Here is an 18666-nt window from a genome sequence, read left to right as displayed (position 1 = left end):
CGCGACGATATGCCGCAGCTTTTCCCTGCATATAGCTGCATTTTTAATGCGCTTCGTCCCAGTTTGCCCCCACTCCGACCTCAACCAGCAGCGGCACATCGAGCGCAGCGGCATTGCTCATGTACGGACGAATTTGTTCACGCACCTGCTCGATCAGGTCTTCACGTACTTCCAGAACCAGTTCGTCGTGTACCTGCAGGATCACCCGTGCGTCCAGGCCCGAGTCGGTCAGCCAGTTGTCCACCGCCACCATCGCGCGCTTGATAATGTCTGCCGCCGTGCCTTGCATCGGCGCGTTGATCGCCGTGCGTTCGGCGCCCTTGCGCAACGCCGGGTTCTTCGCGTTGATCTCCGGCAGATACAGGCGACGTCCGAACAAGGTTTCGACGAAGCCTTGCTCGGCGGCTTGTGCGCGGGTGCGTTCCATGTAGGCCAGCACACCAGGGTAACGGGCAAAATAGCGGTCGATATAAGCCTGAGACTGCTTGCGGTCGACGCCGATCTGCTTGGCCAAGCCAAAGGCGCTCATGCCATAGATCAGGCCGAAGTTGATCGCCTTGGCGCTACGCCGTTGGTCAGTAGTCACGTCAGCCAGGTCGACACCGAAAACTTCTGCGGCCGTTGCCCGGTGCACGTCGAGGTCATTGCGGAAGGCGTGCAATAGACCCTCGTCTTTGGCCAAGTGAGCCATGATCCGCAGTTCGATCTGCGAGTAGTCTGCGGCCAACAGTTTGTAGCCGGGTGCAGCGACGAACGCCTGGCGGATACGCCGGCCTTCGGCGGTGCGGATTGGAATGTTCTGCAGGTTCGGGTCGCTGGAGGACAAACGCCCCGTGGCGGCAACGGCCTGCTGGTAAGACGTGTGGATACGCCCGGTGCGCGGGTTGATCTGCTCCGGCAATCGGTCGGTGTAGGTGCTTTTGAGCTTGCTCAGGGAGCGGTACTGCATCAGCACCTTGGGCAATGGGAAGTCCATGTCGGCCAGCTCGGCCAGCACTGCTTCGGCAGTCGAAGCCTGGCCCTTGGCGGTCTTGCTGAGGACCGGCATGCCCAGCTTGTCGTAGAGGATGACGCCCAACTGCTTGGGCGAACCGAGATTGAACGCTTCACCAGCGATCTCAAAGGCTTCACGCTCCAACTGCACCAGCTTCTCGCCCAGTTCGACACTCTGGATGCCGAGCAGATTGGCGTCGACCAACGCACCCTGGCGCTCGATCTTCGCCAGCACTGGTACCAACGGCATTTCAATATCGGTGAGCACCGGCAAAACACTCGGCGTTTTCGCCAGCTTCTGCTGTAGCGCCTGGTGCAAACGCAGCGTCACGTCGGCATCTTCAGCGGCATAAGGGCCGGCCTGTTCCAGGTTTATCTGGTCGAATGTCAGCTGTTTGGCGCCTTTACCAGCAATGTCGGTAAAACCAATGGTGGTGTGGTTCAGGTACTTGAGCGCCAAGCTGTCCATGTCGTGACGGGTAGCCGTCGAGTCGAGTACATAGGATTCAAGCATGGTGTCATAGGCCACGCCCTGCATCAGGATGCCGTTGGCGCTATCACCGCCGATGGCGCAGTTGGCGAGGATGTTCATGTCGTACTTGGCGTTCTGCCCGACTTTGAGTTTCTTCGGGTCCTCAAGCAATGGTTTGAGTGCCAGCAATATGCTGTCACGGTCCAGTTGCTCGGGTACGCCCATGTAGTTGTGGGTCAACGGCACATAAGCGGCTTCATGGGCCTGCACTGCGAACGACAGGCCAACCAGCTGCGCCTGTTGCGCATCCAGGCCAGTGGTCTCGGTGTCGAAGGCGAACAGCGGCGCAGCACGCAGCTTGTCCAGCCAGGCGTCGAAACGGGCCTGATCGAGGATGGTTTCGTACTTCGCCTCGACCACTTCTTCGAGCACTTCGGCAACGATTTCCTGGCCGGCACGCTTGGCCTCGCGTTGCACCTCGTCGATCCAGCTCTTGAATTCCATCTCGGTGTACAGCTCAAGCAACGCCTCGCGGTCCGGTTCACCGCAGACCAGCGCATCGACCTCGACGTCCAGCGGCACATCGATCTTGATCGTCGCTAGCTCATAGGAAAGAAAGGCCGCGTCGCGGTGCTCTTGCAGCTTGGCAGGCAAGGTCTTGGCGCCACGGATGGCCAGGCCGGGAACCTTGTCGAGGTTCTCGTACAGATCACGCAGACCGCCGCCGATACCGGTCAGCAAGCCAACGGCGGTCTTTTCACCCACGCCCGGCACACCGGGGATGTTGTCGACCTTATCGCCCATCAGGGCGAGGAAATCGATGATGTGTTCAGGACCAACACCGAATTTCTCGTGTACGCCAGGTACATCGAGAACGGTGCCGGTCATGGTATTGACCAGGGTAATGTGGCCGTCGACCAGTTGCGCCATGTCCTTGTCGCCGGTGGAGATAATCACCGGACGTCCAGCCGCGGCACTGCTGCGGGCCAGAGTGCCGATCACGTCGTCGGCCTCGACGCCTTCCACACACAGCAGCGGATAGCCCAAGGCCCGAACGCTGGCATGCAGCGGCTCGATCTGCACGCGCAGGTCATCCGGCATGCTGGGCCGATTGGCTTTGTATTCGGCGAACATCTCGTCGCGAAAGGTGCCGCCCTTGGCGTCGAACACCACTGCTAACAGGCTGTCCGGATACTGTTTGCGCAGGCTTTTGAGCATGTTCAGCACGCCCTTGACCGCACCGGTCGGCATGCCTTTGGAGGTAGTCAGCGGCGGCAACGCGTGAAAGGCGCGGTAGAGGTATGAGGAACCGTCCACCAGGACGAGGGGAGCTTGGCTCATGAGCAGAATCAACCTTTTCGACGGGCCCGGCGCTAGAATGTCCGGAACATTGACGACAAAGGGACAAGGTTATCATGCGCACACTAAATCGCCTGTTGCTGCTCAGCCTGTTGGCAGTCACTCCGGTCGTCACCATGGCCGCAGACGAAGCACCCTCGGCTGACCCGGATGTAACCATTCGCACGGAAGGCGATAAAACCATTCAGGAGTACCGCCAAAACGGCTTCCTGTACGCAATCAAGGTCACCCCGAAAGTTGGTAAACCTTATTTCCTGGTACGCGCCGATGGTACGGAGGAGAATTTCATTCGCTCCGATCAGCCGGACATGCTGATCCCCTCGTGGAAAATCTTCGAGTGGTAAGGCGTACCCTTCTAATCAACCTGGCACTTCCCTGCAGAAGTGCCCGTATGGGCAATTTTTGATCATGTCAGTCTTCACCCCCCTGACCCGGCCTGAGCTGGAAACCTTTCTGGCGCCATATGGCCTGGGTCGCCTGCGGGACTTCCAGGGTATTGCCGCCGGTACCGAGAACAGCAACTTCTTTGTCAGTCTGGAACAGGGAGAGTACGTGCTGACGCTGGTCGAACGCGGACCAATCCAGGACCTGCCGTTTTTCATCGAATTGCTCGACGTGCTGCATGACGCCGACCTGCCGGTGCCTTACGCCTTGCGCGGCACTGACGGCGTGGCATTGCGCGAACTGGCCGGTAAGCCGGCGCTGCTGCAGCCGCGGCTGCCTGGCAAGCACATCAAAGAGGTCAACAATCAGCATTGCGTACAGATCGGCGAATGGCTGGGCCACCTGCACCTGGCGACCCGTAACAAGGTCCTGGAGCGCAAGACTGACCGTGGCCTAGACTGGATGCTGGAGACCGGCGCCGAGCTGATGCCGCGCCTGAACTCGCCACAGCGCCAGCTTCTCCAAGGCTGCCTGGACGAGATCAGTGCACACCATGCGCAGATCATGGCGCTGCCGCGGGCCAACCTGCACGCCGACCTGTTCCGTGACAATGTGCTGTTCGAAGGGACTCACCTGACCGGGGTGATCGACTTTTACAACGCTTGCTCCGGGCCGATGCTTTACGACCTGGCCATCACCCTCAATGACTGGTGCTGTGACGAGCTGGGCAAGATTGACGGCCCACGGGCGCGGGCGTTACTCGGCGCTTATGCGGGGCTACGGCCATTCAGCGCAGCCGAAGCGCAGCTGTGGCCGGTGATGCTGCGCATTGCCTGCGTACGCTTTTGGCTGTCGCGTCTGATTGCTGCGGAGTCGTTTGCCGGGATGGACGTACTGATTCACGATCCGGCCGACTTTGAAGTACGCCTGGCGGCGCGCCAGCAAGTGGAAATCGCCTTGCCGTTTGCTTTGTAAGTCTCAAAAAACGTCGCCGGCCTTGCCGGCGATTGAAGGCGCTATAGCTTTTCCAAGCACCCGCCCAGATCATTCCCCAGATTTTCCAGCAACTGTTCATACCCTTGAGCGCTGATTGGCGCAGTCCCACCCAAAGCATCCAACTCGGCCAGGGTTACCGGCAAGCCTGCCGTCAGCGTCTCAGCCAGACGCGGGCGCAGCGGCGGCTCGCTGAACACACAGGTCTTGCCCACTTCCTGCAGACGCTTGCGCATTGCCGCCACATGCTGGGCCCCTGGCTGCACTTCGGCAGCGACACTGAATACGCCGGTATGCTTCAGTCCGTAGGCCGACTCGAAGTAATCGAAGGCTTCATGGAAGACGAAATAGGGTTTGCCGCTGACTCCTGCCAAGCGCTTTTTCAGGCGTAGGTCCAAAGCGTCCAGGCGCTCACCAAACGTTTTCAGGTTACGTTGGTAACGGCCGGCACTGGCCGGATCGGCAGCACTCAGGTCGCTGGCCATCTTCGCGGCAATCACCCGGGCGTTAACCGACGACAGCCATAAGTGAGCATCCAGGCTGCCGGGGCGATGATCGTGGTCATGCTCGTCGGCATCGGCATCGTCATCATGATCGTGGGAATGGCTGTCTTCACCAAAGTGGCGCAACTGCAAGCCGGGCAGGTCCTGGATAGCGACGCTGGACTTGCTGCGACCCTTGAGCACCCGCGGCAGGAAACCCTCCATGTCCGGCCCGATCCAGTACAAAAGGTCGTAATCATTCACCCGCCGTACGTCGGAAGGGCGCAGCGCATAGTGATGTGGGGAAGCGCCTGGCGGCAGCAGCACTTCAGGCGTGCCAACACCGTCCTGAACCGCGGCGGCGATCTGCTGCAAAGGCTTGATGCTGGTCAGGACACGGACTTCAGCCTGTGCCTGGGCCATCACCAAGGTGGCAGTAAAAGCGACAAAAAGGGCAAAAAATCGGGACACGATGACCACTCAAAGGGGCAGGAACAGGTAACATAATAACGTCTCTAATCAGAACCGTCGCCGCCCATGCCTAAAACCCCGCTGGCCAACCGCCCCCACGACCACTCCCATTGCGTCCATAGCGCCCTGGCCGAGGCCGATGCCCTGTGCGCGCGCCAGGGGTTGCGCCTGACTGCCTTGCGCCGCCGGGTGCTGGAACTGGTCTGGCAAAGCCACAAGCCCTTGGGCGCCTACGACATTCTTGCCGTACTGAGCGAGCAGGATGGCCGGCGGGCGGCGCCACCGACGGTCTACCGAGCCCTGGATTTCCTCCTGGAAAACAGCCTGGTGCACCGCATCGCCTCGCTCAACGCCTTCATCGGTTGCAGCCATCCGGAACATACTCACCAAGGGCAATTTCTGATCTGCCGTGAATGCCACGTAGCGATCGAGCTGGAGCAGACCAGCATCAGCGATGCCATCGTTGCCAGTGCCAAGGACGTCGGCTTCAGCGTCGAGACGCAGACCGTCGAAGTGGTCGGCCTATGCAGCAACTGCCGGAGCGCCTGATGAGCAATGCGCTGATTCGCCTTGAACAAGTTGGCGTGGCGTTCTCCGGGCAAGCGGTGCTCGATAGCATCGACCTGGCGGTAGAGCCCGGCCAGATTGTCACTTTAATCGGCCCCAACGGCGCGGGTAAAACCACCCTGGTGCGTGCCGTGCTGGGTTTGCTCAAACCTCACACCGGCAAGGTCTGGCGCAAGCCGCGCCTGCGAATCGGTTACATGCCACAAAAACTCCAGGTAGACGCTACCTTGCCGCTATCGGTGCTGCGCTTTCTGCGCCTGGTCCCGGGTGTCGACCGAGCCGCAGCGCTGAGCGCGCTGAATGAAGTCGGCGCCGAACAGGTGATCGACAGTCCGATCCAGGGTATTTCCGGCGGCGAAATGCAGCGTGTGCTGCTGGCCCGAGCGCTGCTGCGCGAGCCTGAGCTGCTGGTGCTGGATGAGCCGGTGCAAGGTGTCGATGTGGCCGGTCAGGCTGAGTTGTACAGCCTGATCACCCGCCTGCGTGACCGCCATGGTTGCGGCGTGCTGATGGTCTCCCATGACCTGCACCTGGTCATGAGTACCACGGACCAGGTGGTCTGCCTGAACCGTCATGTCTGCTGCTCGGGTCACCCGGAGCAGGTCAGTGGCGATCCAGCCTTCGTCGAGCTGTTCGGCAGCAACGCGCCAAGCCTGGCGATCTACCACCACCACCACGACCATGCCCACGACTTGCATGGCTCGGTGGTTGCCCCGGCCAAAGGCGGCCACGTACACGGAGAACACTGCAAGCATGGCTGATTTCCTGCTTTACGCCCTACTTGCAGGCTTGGCCCTGGCGCTGGTTGCCGGCCCTTTGGGGTCATTCGTGGTCTGGCGGCGCATGGCCTATTTTGGCGACACCCTTTCCCACGCCGCACTGCTAGGCGTGGCGCTGGGCTTTGTCCTGGATATCAGCCCGGCGTTGGCGGTGACAGTCGGCTGCCTGTTGCTGGCATTGCTGCTGGTCACCCTGCAGCAACGCCAGCCGCTGGCCTCCGATACCCTGCTGGGTATCCTCGCACCAAGTACCTTGTCCCTTGGCCTGGTGGTGCTGAGTTTCATGCACGATGTGCGCATCGATTTGATGGCCTATCTGTTCGGTGACCTGCTGGCGATCAGCCCGAGCGACCTGGCCTGGATCCTCGGCGGCAGCACCGCCGTGCTGCTGTTGCTGGTAGTGCTCTGGCGGCCGCTGCTTGCCGTGACTGTGCATGAAGAACTGGCCATGGTCGAAGGCCTGCCAGTAGCCACGCTACGTCTGGCGCTGATGCTATTGATCGCCGTAGTGATCGCTGTGGCGATGAAAATCGTCGGCGTGCTGTTGATCACCTCATTGCTGATCATTCCTGCCGCTGCGGCGCAACGTCACGCCCGCTCGCCTGAACAGATGGCCCTGGGCGCCAGCCTGCTTGGAGTTACCGCGGTATGTGGGGGGCTGGCTTTGTCCTGGTTCAAAGACACGCCGGCCGGCCCTTCGATCGTGGTCTGCGCGGCAGTGCTATTCTTGCTGAGCCTGGCCTTGCCGCGGCGCTGACCCCCTCGGGTGCAGCCGCGCCGGTTGCACCCTGCGACATTTAAATCGTGCCGGGCTCTGAAGATTTATTTTCGAGTCTGCGGACTGGGTGTAGACTTGCTCGCTTTTTGCGCAAATAGAGAGACGCAGGAATGAAGCCGTTCGCCTCCCGTTATCTGCTCCTTGCCGCGTTTTCGCTGATCCTGGCTGCGTGCTCCAGCACCCCCACCGATAACGCTGGCACAACTGCTCAGGCGGATGCCTGGCAGCAGTTGGAGCAAAGCATCGCCAGCAGTGAGCTGGCTACCGCCGAAGATCAGTTGGCCGCGTTGCAAGCCCAGGCTCCCAACGACAGTCGGGTCGAGCAATATCAGCGCAAGCTGGCTGAAGCCTACCTGCAACGCAGCCAGATCGTCCTGCAAAAGGGTGACGTCAACGCTGCCGCCACCGCCCTGAGCCGTGCCCGCGCCCTGATGCCCAAGGCACCGGCATTGACCGGTGGCGTCAATGGCGCCATTGCCCAGGCACGCAAGGATGAACTGGACAAGGCCGAAGCGGCGCTCAAGGCTGCCGAGGCACGCCCGGCAGCGAAGCTGATCGACCCAACCGCTGAGACTACCGTTGTCGCGCTGAAAACCACCAATATTCGGGAAATGCGTCGGCAACTGGATGATATCGCCGCTGACGTCGTGAACTACCAGTGCGACGTGGTATTCCAGGTTCCGCGCAAGGATGACGCCCCATGGCTGAAAACCCTGCTGGGCAAACGCGTGCATAAGCTGGACAACGACTTCGCCCTGAACCAGACCCACGAAATTCGTCGCAACCAACCGGCGCAAGCAGTGCTGGTGCCACGCCGTCCTTGAATAAGCGGGTGCCCAGATGGGCACCCGTATCCGCCTCTTAGGCTGGAATCGCCTGTGTTGCAGCCTCACGCTCCCATACTCGATGCTTGCCGATGGCCTTGATAAAGGCCTTGTAGGTTTTCGCGTCGTTGCCCAACAGCAAGCCGCTATCGGCCTTCAAGCCCAGTTTGTCCAGCAGCGGCTGCGCCTCGCTGGCAAGTCCGATCGGCTTCAAATGCTTGTAAGCCTCAAGCAGGAAATGCAACGCCACACCGCTGGCCGCCAACGTTTGTAGCGATGCCTTGCCGGCAGGCACCCAGAGTGCATCGAACACTACCGACGGCAGACCTTCCATCGATGCGTCCACGGCCAGGGCTTTACCCTGCGCGGTCTTGACCGGCGCCGAGGTAGGGCCGAGCAGTTTGATCTGAGCGCTTTCGGCTTCTAGCGCTTTGACCAACGTGTCGACGCTGTCGCCATCCACACCATCAGCCACCAGTACCGCGACCTTGCGGCCCCTGATGCCTTCACCCAACAGGTTCATCTGACTCAGGGCCGGCGACTTTTTCAGGCTGGTTTCAGGTACTGCTACCGTGCCCTGGTTCGGCGCTGACAGCCCGAGGTTCTCGGCCACTCGTGCGGCCAGTTTCAAGTCGATGTTGGCGAGGATCTCATTGACCTCTCGGGCCCGGATATGTTCGCGTTCAACCTTGCCCAGCTCAAAGCTGTAGGCGCTAATGATGTGCTCTTTCTCGGTGTTGCTCATGCTGTTGAAGAACAGCCGCGCCTGGGAGAAGTGGTCGGCAAAGGAAGGACTGCGCTGGCGAACCTTGTGCGCTTCGATCCGCTCAGGATAAGACTCGAAACCGCCATCGCTGGCGGCTGGTGGCGTCTCCTTGGGCCAGCCGTCATCAATTGAGTTGGGCTCGTAGGAAGCCCGCCCCTTGTCCAGGGTGACCCGGTGCTGGGCGTCACGCTGGCCGTTGTGGTTGGGCGCCAGCGGGCGGTTGATCGGGATCTCGTGGAAGTTCGGCCCGCCAAGACGGCTAATTTGCGTATCGGTGTAAGAGAACAAGCGCCCTTGCAGCAGCGGGTCATTGGAAAAATCGATGCCGGGGACAATGTGCCCAGGGCAAAAGGCAACCTGCTCAGTTTCGGCGAAGAAGTTGTCCGGGTTGCGGTTGAGCACCATCTTGCCCAACGGGATCACCGGCACCAGTTCTTCGGGGATGATCTTGGTCGGGTCGAGCAAGTCAAAGTCGAACTTATCTTCATCCTCTTCGGCAACGATCTGCACACCGAACTCCCACTCCGGATAGTTGCCGGTTTCGATCGCCTCCCAAAGGTCGCGGCGATGGTAGTCAGTGTCTTTACCTGCAAGCTTCTGCGCTTCGTCCCATAGCAGCGAACAGACACCTGCCTTGGGCTTCCAATGGAATTTTACGAAGCTCGGCTTACCCTGGGCATTGATCATCCTGAAAGTGTGAACACCAAAACCTTGCATGGTCCGCAGGCTTTTCGGGATGGCGCGGTCGGACATCGCCCAAATCACCATGTGCGCCGATTCCGGCACCAGCGAAACAAAGTCCCAGAAGGTGTCATGCGCCGAGCCGCCGGTGGGCATCTCGTTATGCGGCTCAGGCTTTACTGCATGAACGAAGTCAGGAAACTTTATCGCGTCTTGAATGAAGAACACCGGCATGTTGTTGCCGACCAGGTCGAAGTTGCCTTCATCGGTGAAAAACTTCACAGCGAAGCCGCGCACATCACGCACCGTATCCCCGGAACCGCGCGGTCCTTGTACAGTGGAGAAGCGCACGAACACCGGGGTGATCTTCTCAGGGTCCTGAAGGAAGCCGGCCTTGGTCAGCGCCGCATGGGATTTGTACGCCTGGAAGTAGCCATGGGCACCGGTACCACGGGCGTGAACAATGCGCTCCGGGATGCGCTCATGGTCAAAGTGCGTGATCTTCTCACGCATGATGAAGTCTTCCAGCAGCGAAGGGCCACGGTCACCGGCTTTGAGGCTGTTCTGGTTATCGGCAACTTTGACCCCCTGATTGGTGCGCAAGGCCTGGCCGCTGGCATCACTGCGAAAGGCCTCCAGGCTTTGCAGCTTGGCGTTGGTGTTGGCCCGGTCCGGGGTCTGGGTGCCGGCTAGTTGGCTTTCCTTGGGCGGATTCTTCTTGCTGGGCATTGGAACGCTCTCCTCGGTCAGTCTCGATTCGACCCCACGGTGGGTCCTTTCAGTAGTGACTGGCCGAGCCCGGCAAGCGTTCATTCGGATTGACCACTGATCGCGTTATTCCGGCAGCATTGGTCAAATGCAAAATAAATGCTAAGAACCTCTATACGAACAGGCTAAAATGCGCCCCCGGCTAACCGCTGACCCAAATTCCATGCGCCCCACAAGGTTCGCTACGTGATCGAGTTTCAAAATGTGCACAAAACCTACCGCGTCGCCGGTAGGGACATCCCCGCGCTGCACCCGACCAACCTGAGTGTCGAAGACGGCCAGGTGTTCGGACTGATCGGCCATTCCGGTGCCGGTAAAAGTACCCTGCTGCGTCTGATCAACCGTCTGGAAGCCCCAAGCGGCGGCAAGATCATCGTTGACGGTGAAGATGTCACCGCGTTCAACGCCAACGACCTGCGGCGCTTTCGCCAGCAAGTCGGAATGATCTTCCAGCACTTCAACCTGCTGGCCTCCAAAACGGTGGCCGACAACGTCGCCCTGCCGCTGACCCTGGCGGGCGAGCTGTCGCGCAAAGAGATCGACACCCGGGTCAGCGAATTGCTCGCCCGCGTGGGTCTGTCCGAGCACGCGAAAAAATACCCGGCGCAGTTGTCCGGTGGCCAGAAGCAACGCGTCGGCATTGCCCGCGCCCTGGCGACCAAGCCGAAAATCCTGCTCTGCGACGAAGCCACCAGCGCCCTCGATCCGCAGACCACCGCTTCGGTCCTGCAATTGCTGGCCGAGATCAACCGTGAGCTGAAGCTGACCATCGTCCTGATCACCCATGAAATGGACGTGATCCGCCGGGTCTGTGACCGGGTTGCGGTGATGGACGCCGGACAGATCGTCGAACATGGCCCGGTAGCCGATGTATTCCTGCATCCGCAGCACCCGACTACCAAACGCTTCGTCCAGGAAGACGAGCAGATCGACGAGAACGAGCAGCGTGATGACTTCGCCCATGTCCCGGGCCGTATTGTCCGCCTGACCTTCCAGGGCGATTCCACTTATGCGCCGCTGCTCGGCACCGTAGCCCGCGAAACGGGTGTGGACTACAGCATCCTCGCCGGCCGCATCGACCGCATCAAAGACACCCCGTATGGGCAGCTGACCCTTGCCGTCACTGGCGGCGACATGGAAGCGGCTTTCGCCCGCTTCACGGCGGCTGATGTTCATATGGAGGTACTGCGTTAATGGACGCTTTGAGTTTCTTTGCCAACGTCGACTGGGCCGAGATCTGGCTGGCGACGATCGATACCATGATCATGCTGTTCGGCTCGCTGTTCTTCACCGTGCTGCTCGGCCTGCCGTTGGGCGTGCTGCTGTTCCTCTGCGGCCCGCGCCAGCTGTTCGAACAGAAGGGCGTATATGCGCTGCTGTCGCTGGTGGTCAACGTGCTGCGTTCGCTGCCGTTCATCATTTTGCTAATCGTGATGATTCCGTTCACCGTGCTGATCACCGGCACCTCGCTGGGCGTCGCCGGTGCGATTCCACCGTTGGTGGTGGGCGCTACGCCGTTCTTCGCGCGCCTGGTAGAAACCGCCCTGCGTGAGGTCGATCGAGGCATTATCGAAGCAACCCAGTCGATGGGCGCCACGACCCGCCAGATCATCACCAATGCGTTGCTGCCCGAGGCCCGTCCGGGCATCTTCGCGGCGATCACCGTCACGGCCATTACTCTGGTTTCCTATACCGCCATGGCTGGTGTAGTGGGCGCAGGCGGCCTCGGTGACCTGGCGATCCGCTTCGGCTACCAACGTTTCCAGACGGATGTAATGGTCGTTACCGTGGTCTTGCTGCTGATATTGGTTCAAGTACTGCAGAGCGTGGGCGACAAACTGGTTGTGCATTTTTCCCGTAAGTAACCCCATGGGTCGGCAATGCCGACGCACCGGGGGCCGGACCGGCCCTCACAAGGAGTGATTTGATGAAAAAGCTGCTTGCTGTTGTCGCCGCCGTTGCGGCCTTCTCCGCTCAGGCCGAGACCCTGACCGTGGCTGCCACCCCGGTGCCGCACGCCGAAATCCTCGAGTTCGTCAAACCTGCGCTGGCTAAAGAAGGCGTGGACTTGAAGGTGAAGGTCTTCACTGACTACATCCAACCGAACGTGCAGGTGGCCGAGAAGCGTCTGGACGCCAACTTCTTCCAGCACCAGCCGTACCTGGATGAGTTCAACAAAGCCAAGGGCACCAAGCTGGTCAGCGTTGCCGGCGTGCACCTGGAGCCGTTGGGCGCTTACTCGAGCAAGTACAAGAAGCTTGATGAGTTGCCATCGACCGCGACCGTGGTCATCCCTAACGACGCCACCAACGGCGGCCGTGCCTTGCTGCTGCTGGACAAGGCGGGGGTGATCAAGCTCAAGGACAACACCAATATCCTCTCGACCGTCAAAGACATTACCGAGAACAGCAAGAATCTGAAGTTCCGTGAACTGGAAGCCGCGACCATCCCGCGCGTGCTGACCCAGGTCGATCTGGCGCTGATCAACACCAACTACGCGCTGGAAGCCAAGCTCAACCCTGAAAAGGACGCCTTGGTCATCGAAGGTAGCGACTCGCCTTACGTGAACATCCTGGTTACCCGTGAAGACAACAAGGATACCGACGCGGTGAAGAAGCTGGTTGCAGCCCTGCACACCCCGGAAGTGAAGAAGTTCATCGAAGAGAAATACAAGGGCGCGGTCAAGCCGGCGATTTTATTAGTCGCGTTTAAGCAATCCCGGCAATTGAGCCACCAGCTTCTGATTGTTGAACGGCGCACGAATAAACCCACGCTGCTTGCCATCCGGCCCCAGCAGCGCCAGGTTGCCACTGTGATCAACCGTATAGTTCGGCTTGCTGGTATCGGCCGGGATGAACGGAATACTCACTGCATTGGCCAGCTTCTGCAGGTTATCCAGTGAGCCGGTCACACCGCGAAAATCCTTGTCGAAATACCCCAGATACTGTTTGAGCTGTGTCGGTGTATCGCGGTTCGGGTCGACGCTGACCAACACCACCTGCAGCCGCTCCACAGCCTCTTTAGGCAACTCGCTTTTCACCTGGCGCAACTGTGCCAGGGTAGTCGGGCAGATATCCGGGCAGAAGGTATAACCAAAGAACAGCAACGACCATTTGCCCTTGAGCTCATCCATCATTACGGGTTGGCCGTTTTCGTCGGTCATTTCCAGCGCAGGCACCGTGCGACTTTGCGGCAGCAGAATAATGCCGGCATCAATCAGCTCGGTCGGGTTGCCTTCACTGCGGCCGTTGAGCACTTTGTTGACGGTAAGCCCGAGGATCACGGCGACCAGGGCAACGAGGATGAAAACGGTTTTCTGGGTTCGAGTCATAGGTTCAACAGTAAGTAGTGGTCTACAAGCAGCGCGATGAACAGCAAAAACAGGTACCCGATAGAGTACTTGAAGGTCTTGATCGCCGCGTGCGGCCGACTGCCACGGTACAACACCCAGGCCCATTGCAGGAAGCGCGCGCCGAGGACCACCGCGCAGGCCAGGTAGAGAGGCCCGCTCATGTGAATGGCGTAAGGCAGCAGGCTGACCGCCAATAGCACCAGGGTGTATAGCAGTATGTGCACCTTGGTGTAGTGCTCACCGTGGGTCACCGGCAACATGGGTATGTCCGCTTTGGCGTACTCCTCTTTACGGTGAATGGCCAGCGCCCAAAAATGCGGCGGCGTCCAGGCGAAAATGATCAGCACCAGCAATAACGGCTCGGCGCTGATGTGACCACTGACCGCCACCCAGCCCAACAGCGGTGGCGCTGCACCGGCCAACCCGCCGATCACGATGTTCTGCGGCGTGGCGCGTTTTAGGAAGCCGGTGTAGATCACCGCATAGCCGAGCAGCGAAGCAAGGGTCAGCCAGGCGGTGAGGGCGTTGGTAAACACCAGCAACAGGGCCATGCCCAACAGCGACAGCAGCAGGGCGAAAATCAGCGCCGCTGTCGGCGTCACCCGACCTTCGGCCAGTGGCCGTTTGTGGGTACGGGCCATCAGCGCGTCAATGCGTCGGTCGACCACATGATTGACCGCCGCCGCACCACCAGCGCAGCAGGCAATACCGAGGTTGCCAAACAACAGCACGGTCCAGGGCACTCCGGCGCGGGTGGCGAGGAACATGCCCACCAGGGAAGTGATCAGCATCAGCACCACCACCTTGGGCTTGGTCAGCTCCAGGTAATCACGCCAACCGGCCTGCAGCCTGCGCTCGGTTAAAAGCGTCGCCATGAGTTATCCCCCAGATAATGAACCACGCCACCGCTGCTAAGCGGCGTCAGGCGCCAACCCTGGCTAACCCGACGAACCCTGGCCTTGGCCACCAGGCGTATGCGGTAATTGACCAGCACCATGCACAGCAACAGCATGGCCCCCCCGGCGTTATGGGCCACCGCCACCGGCAATGGCAGATGGAACAGCACATTGCTGATGCCCAGAGCGATCTGCACGGCCAACGCCAGCAACACCAGCCGCGCCAGCCTGCTCAGGCCGTGGCGGTGCAGCTTCCAACTGAGCAGCAGTAACACACAGGTCACCAACAGCGCGCCCAGGCGGTGGCTGAGGTGAATGGCGGTGCGGGCATCACTGTCCAACTGCCCGCCCAGATAATTGGGGCCAATGTGTTGGGTCAAGTGAAAGCCGTTGGCGAAGTCCGCCTGTGGCCACCACTGGCCATGGCAGGTAGGCAGATCGACACAGGCGACCGCCGCGTAGTTGGCACTGACCCAGCCACCCAATGCGATTTGGCCGATCACCACCAGCAAGCCCAACGCCGCCACCCGCCGCACACTCAGCGGCAGTTTGGGCAAGGGCGCAAATGCCCGGGATAAACGCAGGCTGAGGAGGAACAGCAGGCTCAGGGTGGCAAACCCACCTAATAAATGTGCAGTGACCACCTGCGGCCACAGTTTGAGGGTTACCGTCCACATACCGAACGCTGCCTGTGCAAACACCACCCCAAGCAGTAATAAAGGCAGACGATACGGCTGCCCCTCGCGACCATGACGACGCCAGGCTTGCCAGGCGAGCAAGGTAATCACCAGCCCCAGAGTGCCGGCGAAGTAGCGGTGGAGCATTTCGTTGCGGCCTTTGTGCGCCTCCACCGGGGTGTCGGGGTAGTGCCGCTCGGCATGGGCCAATTGTGCTTCGGTCTTCGGTACGCTGATGAATCCGTAGCAACCCGGCCAATCCGGACAGCCCAGGCCGGCATGGGTAAGACGGGTGTAGGCACCGAGCAGGACGACAACCAGGGCCAGCACGGTGGCAAATACAGCGAGACGGTATCCAGGTCTGGCCATGACGAAGTCCTACCCGATATTGGACAGTTTCAGTAGGTGGCGCAGGTCATTCAGTAAGTCTTTGCCCTTGACCTTGGCGTCGTAGCGCAGCACCAGGTTGCCGTGGGGATCGACGATCCACAGTTGCGCGTCCTGCTTGCCCAGGCTCACGCCTGCGTATTTGCTCAGGTCCAGCGGGTAGCGTTGCAGCTGTGGGTATTCACGGTCGAGTCGGGCTTGATAATCGCTGGTCAATGGCTGAGTAGTGGCCAACGCATGGCTGGCACGACTGGCATCACGGCCCAGACCGATCTGAATCTGCCGGGCCAGGTAGACCAGTTGCTGACAATCCAGAGCACACTCTTTCGGCGCGCTGACCAGCAATTGCCAACGCGGTTCATCAGCGTTCACCCCAAGATCGACACGGCTCTGACCGTTGCCGATCATTTCGCCGTGGTAGCTGCGACTGTCGGGCACCCAGAACTGCAACTTGTACATGGCGGTGGCCAGTAGCATCGGGCCGAGAACCACCAGCAGAATCAGGATCAGTTGCAGGCGCCCGCGAGTGCGACCTGGCGGCGCCTTGCCTTCAGACATGTTGAGTGGACTCGTGACGGCTCCCATGCTGTTTCTCCTTTTTGTTGTTATACCAGCCGAAGTAGAGGTAAAGCAGGACCAACGCCAGTGCCAGGGCAAACCACTGCACGGCGTAGCCCAGGTGTTTTTCCGGCCCCATTGCAACCACCGGCCAGCCCAGCCGATAGCTGGCCGGGCCGGACTCCAGGCGCAGTTCATGGGCGAAGCCTTGACGCGACAACTGCGTCCACAGGTGCGAGGCATCGATCGCGGTCAGCAACCGCGGCCAACTACCGCCTTCAGGATCGGCATGCAGTTGGAAGGTGGCACCGGGGGCGACATACACCCAGGCGTCCAGGCTTAGCGCCTGCTCTGGCGTGCTGAACTGCACCGCATGGCGCCGGTCCGGCCAGGGCAGCCAACCGCGATTGACCAGTAACCACAGGCCGCTGGCCTGATCGAAAAACGGCTGCAAGAGTTCGACGCCAACCTGGCCATCGCGCATGCGGTTATCCAGCAGCAGGCTGTGCTGGTTGTCGAAATGGCCGAACAGATGCACCCGGCGATAGGCCGGGTCGTGCAACTGCGGCAACTGCGCAGCAGCAATCGCCTCACCGGCCTGGCGCTCGGCATAGCTGGCCAGCAAGGCCCGCTTTTCCTCGGCGCGCCCCAACTGCCAGCACCCTAGCGCAATGAGTCCGGGCAATATCAGCAGCACTACCAGGGTCGGCAGCCAACCTGGGCGAAATGGCTTCACCCAGTCACCCCATGGTCAGTCGCTATACTTAAGGTCATCGATGCATCCCCCCGGAGTTTCGCCATGCTTAAAGCCGCGATTGTCCTGATGCTGTTGGCGACCATCGCCAGCCTGTTCAGTGGCCTGTTCTTTCTGGTCAAGGACGACGGGCATTCCACTCGCCTGCTCAAAGCCCTGACCGTGCGGGTCACCCTCGCTGCGCTGACCCTGGCGCTGATTACCTGGGGCTTCTACAGCGGTCAACTGGTGTCCCACGCGCCGTTCTGAACCTGGCTACAGCACGTACACAAAGATAAACAGCCCGACCCAGACCACATCAACGAAGTGCCAGTACCAGCTGGCTGCCTCGAAGCCGAAGTGTTTGTCGGGGTTGAAATGCCCGCGCATGATCCGCACCAGCATCACGAACAGGATCAAGGTGCCCATGGTCACGTGAGCACCATGAAAACCGGTGAGCATGAAGAAGGTCGCGCCGTAGATCCCCGATCCCAAGGTCAGGCCCAGCTCGGTATAGGCCTCGTGATATTCGTAGGCCTGCAGGATCAGGAAGGCGATACCCAATACGATGGTCAGCCCCAACCAAAACTTCAGTGCACCCCGATGATCCTTGCGCAAGGCATGGTGCGCGATGGTCACCGTGACACTGGAGGTGACCAGCAGGATGGTGTTGATCAGCGGCAGGTGCCATGGGTCGATGATGTCCTTGGGCGGCGGAAACAGTTTCGGATCTGGTGTATTGAGCAGCGGCCAGGAAAACTCGAAATTCGGCCAGAGCATGTGCGCGACACCTTTGGCACCTTCACCGCCCAGCCAGGGCCCGGCCAGGTTGCGCACATAAAACAGCGCACCGAAGAAGGCGATGAAAAACATCACCTCGGAGAAGATGAACCACGACATCCCCCAGCGGAACGAGCGGTCCAGCTGCGGGCTGTACAGCCCGGCGCGGCTCTCTTTGACCACCGCACCAAACCAGCCGAACAGCATGTACGCCAGACACAACGCGCCGAAGAAGAAGATCCACGGGCCATGGGAATCCGGTCGCCCAGCCTTGAGGTCGTTGAACCAGGTGCCCAGGCCAAACACTGTGATGAACATGCCGATAGTGGCAATGATCGGCCACTTGCTCTGCGCCGGAACGTAATAGTGCTCATGCGAAGCCATTGAGTGTTCTCCTTATCGGGCGCCCTGTAAGGCCTGGCCCGTCAGGTGTGCAACCGGCGGGTGGCGAGCGGTGATATCGAACAGCGTGTAAGCAAGCGTCAGGTGTTTCACATCCTTGGGCAGGTCGCGGTCAACGATAAAACGCACCGGCATCTCAATACGCTCTCCCGGTTGCAGTACCTGCTGGGTAAAACAGAAGCATTCGGTCTTGTGAAAGTACGCCGCCGCTTCAGCCGGGGTGATGCTCGGAATGGCCTGAGCACTCATCGGTTTGTCGGTCGGGTTATGGGCAACGAAGATCATCTGGTTGACCGCACCAGGATTGACGTCGATTTGATCGGCAGTGGAATAGAACTCCCAGACCATATCGCTGGCATTGGTCGACATGAACTGTACCTTGACCACCCGGTTCGGATCGCTGACCTGGCTGCCTTCATACTGCCCACCCGTCTTGCCGTTGATGCCGAACGCCTTGCACATCACGTCGTAGATCGGCACCAGGGCAAAGCCGAAGGCAAACATCACCACGGTCAGCAACATCAGCCGCAACACCAGGCGTTTGAGCGAGGTCCCTTCACTCAT

19 protein-coding genes and 1 pseudogene are annotated in these 18666 nt (G+C 60.2%); 10 read left to right on the top strand and 10 right to left on the bottom strand.

Going from position 1 to position 18666, the window contains the following annotated elements:
* Positions 1-43 precede the first annotated feature (43 nt).
* Positions 44-2806 carry a DNA polymerase I gene (gene polA, locus ACQRAX_RS21530; protein WP_412041277.1) on the bottom strand — a complete coding sequence of 921 codons (2763 nt, stop codon included), beginning with the start codon at positions 2804-2806 and terminating at the stop codon, positions 44-46.
* Positions 2807-2880: 74 nt separating this feature from the next.
* Between polA and ACQRAX_RS21525 the strand changes: the two genes are divergently transcribed.
* Positions 2881-3168 (top strand): DUF2782 domain-containing protein, encoded by a 288-nt coding sequence (locus ACQRAX_RS21525; RefSeq protein ID WP_412041276.1) that lies wholly within the window; start codon positions 2881-2883, stop codon positions 3166-3168.
* A 64-nt stretch (positions 3169-3232) separates the two neighbouring features.
* Positions 3233-4183, top strand: a complete 951-nt coding sequence (locus ACQRAX_RS21520; RefSeq protein ID WP_412041275.1) for a homoserine kinase — start codon at positions 3233-3235, stop codon at positions 4181-4183.
* A 41-nt stretch (positions 4184-4224) separates the two neighbouring features.
* On the opposite strand, the gene znuA is transcribed toward ACQRAX_RS21520, so the two are convergent.
* Positions 4225-5154 carry a zinc ABC transporter substrate-binding protein ZnuA gene (gene znuA / locus ACQRAX_RS21515; protein ID WP_412041274.1) on the bottom strand — a complete coding sequence of 310 codons (930 nt, stop codon included), beginning with the start codon at positions 5152-5154 and terminating at the stop codon, positions 4225-4227.
* Positions 5155-5220: 66 nt separating this feature from the next.
* Between znuA and zur the strand changes: the two genes are divergently transcribed.
* The 4 genes from zur (at position 5221) to ACQRAX_RS21495 (ending at position 8102) form a co-directional block, all read left to right on the top strand.
* Entirely contained in the window at positions 5221-5703 is a 483-nt protein-coding gene (zur, locus tag ACQRAX_RS21510) for a zinc uptake transcriptional repressor Zur (RefSeq protein ID WP_412041273.1), read from the top strand.
* On the top strand, positions 5703-6482 hold the full coding sequence (gene znuC, locus ACQRAX_RS21505) for a zinc ABC transporter ATP-binding protein ZnuC (protein WP_412041308.1): 780 nt from the start codon (positions 5703-5705) through the stop codon (positions 6480-6482). The genes zur and znuC overlap by 1 nt, the downstream gene beginning before the upstream one ends.
* Entirely contained in the window at positions 6475-7257 is a 783-nt protein-coding gene (gene znuB, locus ACQRAX_RS21500) for a zinc ABC transporter permease subunit ZnuB (protein ID WP_412041272.1), read from the top strand. The genes znuC and znuB overlap by 8 nt, the downstream gene beginning before the upstream one ends.
* Before the next feature lie 131 nt (positions 7258-7388).
* On the top strand, positions 7389-8102 hold the full coding sequence (locus ACQRAX_RS21495) for a PA5502 family lipoprotein (protein WP_412041271.1): 714 nt from the start codon (positions 7389-7391) through the stop codon (positions 8100-8102).
* 37 nt (positions 8103-8139) lie between these two features.
* Here ACQRAX_RS21495 and katE read toward each other — a convergent pair whose 3' ends face one another.
* Positions 8140-10362, bottom strand: coding sequence for a catalase HPII (gene katE / locus ACQRAX_RS21490; protein WP_412041270.1), 2223 nt, complete (start codon positions 10360-10362; stop codon positions 8140-8142).
* 141 nt (positions 10363-10503) lie between these two features.
* On the opposite strand from katE, the gene ACQRAX_RS21485 reads away from it, so the two are divergent.
* The 3 genes and pseudogenes from ACQRAX_RS21485 to ACQRAX_RS21475 all read left to right on the top strand — a co-directional run.
* Positions 10504-11511 (top strand): methionine ABC transporter ATP-binding protein, encoded by a 1008-nt coding sequence (locus tag ACQRAX_RS21485; protein WP_412041269.1) that lies wholly within the window; start codon positions 10504-10506, stop codon positions 11509-11511.
* A complete protein-coding gene (locus ACQRAX_RS21480; RefSeq protein WP_038605236.1) occupies positions 11511-12182 on the top strand; it encodes a methionine ABC transporter permease in 672 nt (223 codons plus the stop codon). The genes ACQRAX_RS21485 and ACQRAX_RS21480 overlap by 1 nt, the downstream gene beginning before the upstream one ends.
* 62 nt (positions 12183-12244) lie before the next feature.
* Positions 12245-13009, top strand: a pseudogene (locus ACQRAX_RS21475) (MetQ/NlpA family ABC transporter substrate-binding protein); the annotation flags it as partial.
* A 6-nt stretch (positions 13010-13015) separates the two neighbouring features.
* Here the strand turns inward: ACQRAX_RS21475 and ACQRAX_RS21470 are convergent.
* The 5 genes from ACQRAX_RS21470 to ACQRAX_RS21450 are packed head-to-tail and all read right to left on the bottom strand — an operon-like array spanning position 13016 to position 16923.
* Positions 13016-13648 carry an SCO family protein gene (locus ACQRAX_RS21470; protein WP_412041268.1) on the bottom strand — a complete coding sequence of 211 codons (633 nt, stop codon included), beginning with the start codon at positions 13646-13648 and terminating at the stop codon, positions 13016-13018.
* Complete coding sequence (gene cyoE / locus ACQRAX_RS21465; RefSeq protein WP_412041267.1) at positions 13645-14544, bottom strand: heme o synthase; 900 nt, start codon at positions 14542-14544, stop codon at positions 13645-13647. The genes ACQRAX_RS21470 and cyoE overlap by 4 nt, the downstream gene beginning before the upstream one ends.
* A complete protein-coding gene (locus ACQRAX_RS21460; RefSeq protein WP_412041266.1) occupies positions 14529-15611 on the bottom strand; it encodes a COX15/CtaA family protein in 1083 nt (360 codons plus the stop codon). The genes cyoE and ACQRAX_RS21460 overlap by 16 nt, the downstream gene beginning before the upstream one ends.
* Before the next feature lie 9 nt (positions 15612-15620).
* Positions 15621-16214, bottom strand: a complete 594-nt coding sequence (locus ACQRAX_RS21455) for a hypothetical protein (protein ID WP_412041265.1) — start codon at positions 16212-16214, stop codon at positions 15621-15623.
* Positions 16180-16923 (bottom strand): SURF1 family protein, encoded by a 744-nt coding sequence (locus ACQRAX_RS21450; protein WP_412041264.1) that lies wholly within the window; start codon positions 16921-16923, stop codon positions 16180-16182. The genes ACQRAX_RS21455 and ACQRAX_RS21450 overlap by 35 nt, the downstream gene beginning before the upstream one ends.
* A 63-nt stretch (positions 16924-16986) precedes the next feature.
* On the opposite strand from ACQRAX_RS21450, the gene ACQRAX_RS21445 reads away from it, so the two are divergent.
* Positions 16987-17190, top strand: a complete 204-nt coding sequence (locus ACQRAX_RS21445; protein ID WP_028942629.1) for a twin transmembrane helix small protein — start codon at positions 16987-16989, stop codon at positions 17188-17190.
* A gap of 6 nt (positions 17191-17196) precedes the next feature.
* On the opposite strand, the gene ACQRAX_RS21440 is transcribed toward ACQRAX_RS21445, so the two are convergent.
* Entirely contained in the window at positions 17197-18084 is an 888-nt protein-coding gene (locus ACQRAX_RS21440; protein WP_412041263.1) for a cytochrome c oxidase subunit 3, read from the bottom strand.
* 12 nt (positions 18085-18096) lie between these two features.
* Complete coding sequence (locus ACQRAX_RS21435) at positions 18097-18666, bottom strand: cytochrome c oxidase assembly protein (RefSeq protein ID WP_412041262.1); 570 nt, start codon at positions 18664-18666, stop codon at positions 18097-18099.

The organism is Pseudomonas sp. UM16, from assembly GCF_050312595.1.
Lineage (GTDB): Bacteria > Pseudomonadota > Gammaproteobacteria > Pseudomonadales > Pseudomonadaceae > Aquipseudomonas.
This window is presented reverse-complemented; position numbering and strand designations above follow the sequence as displayed.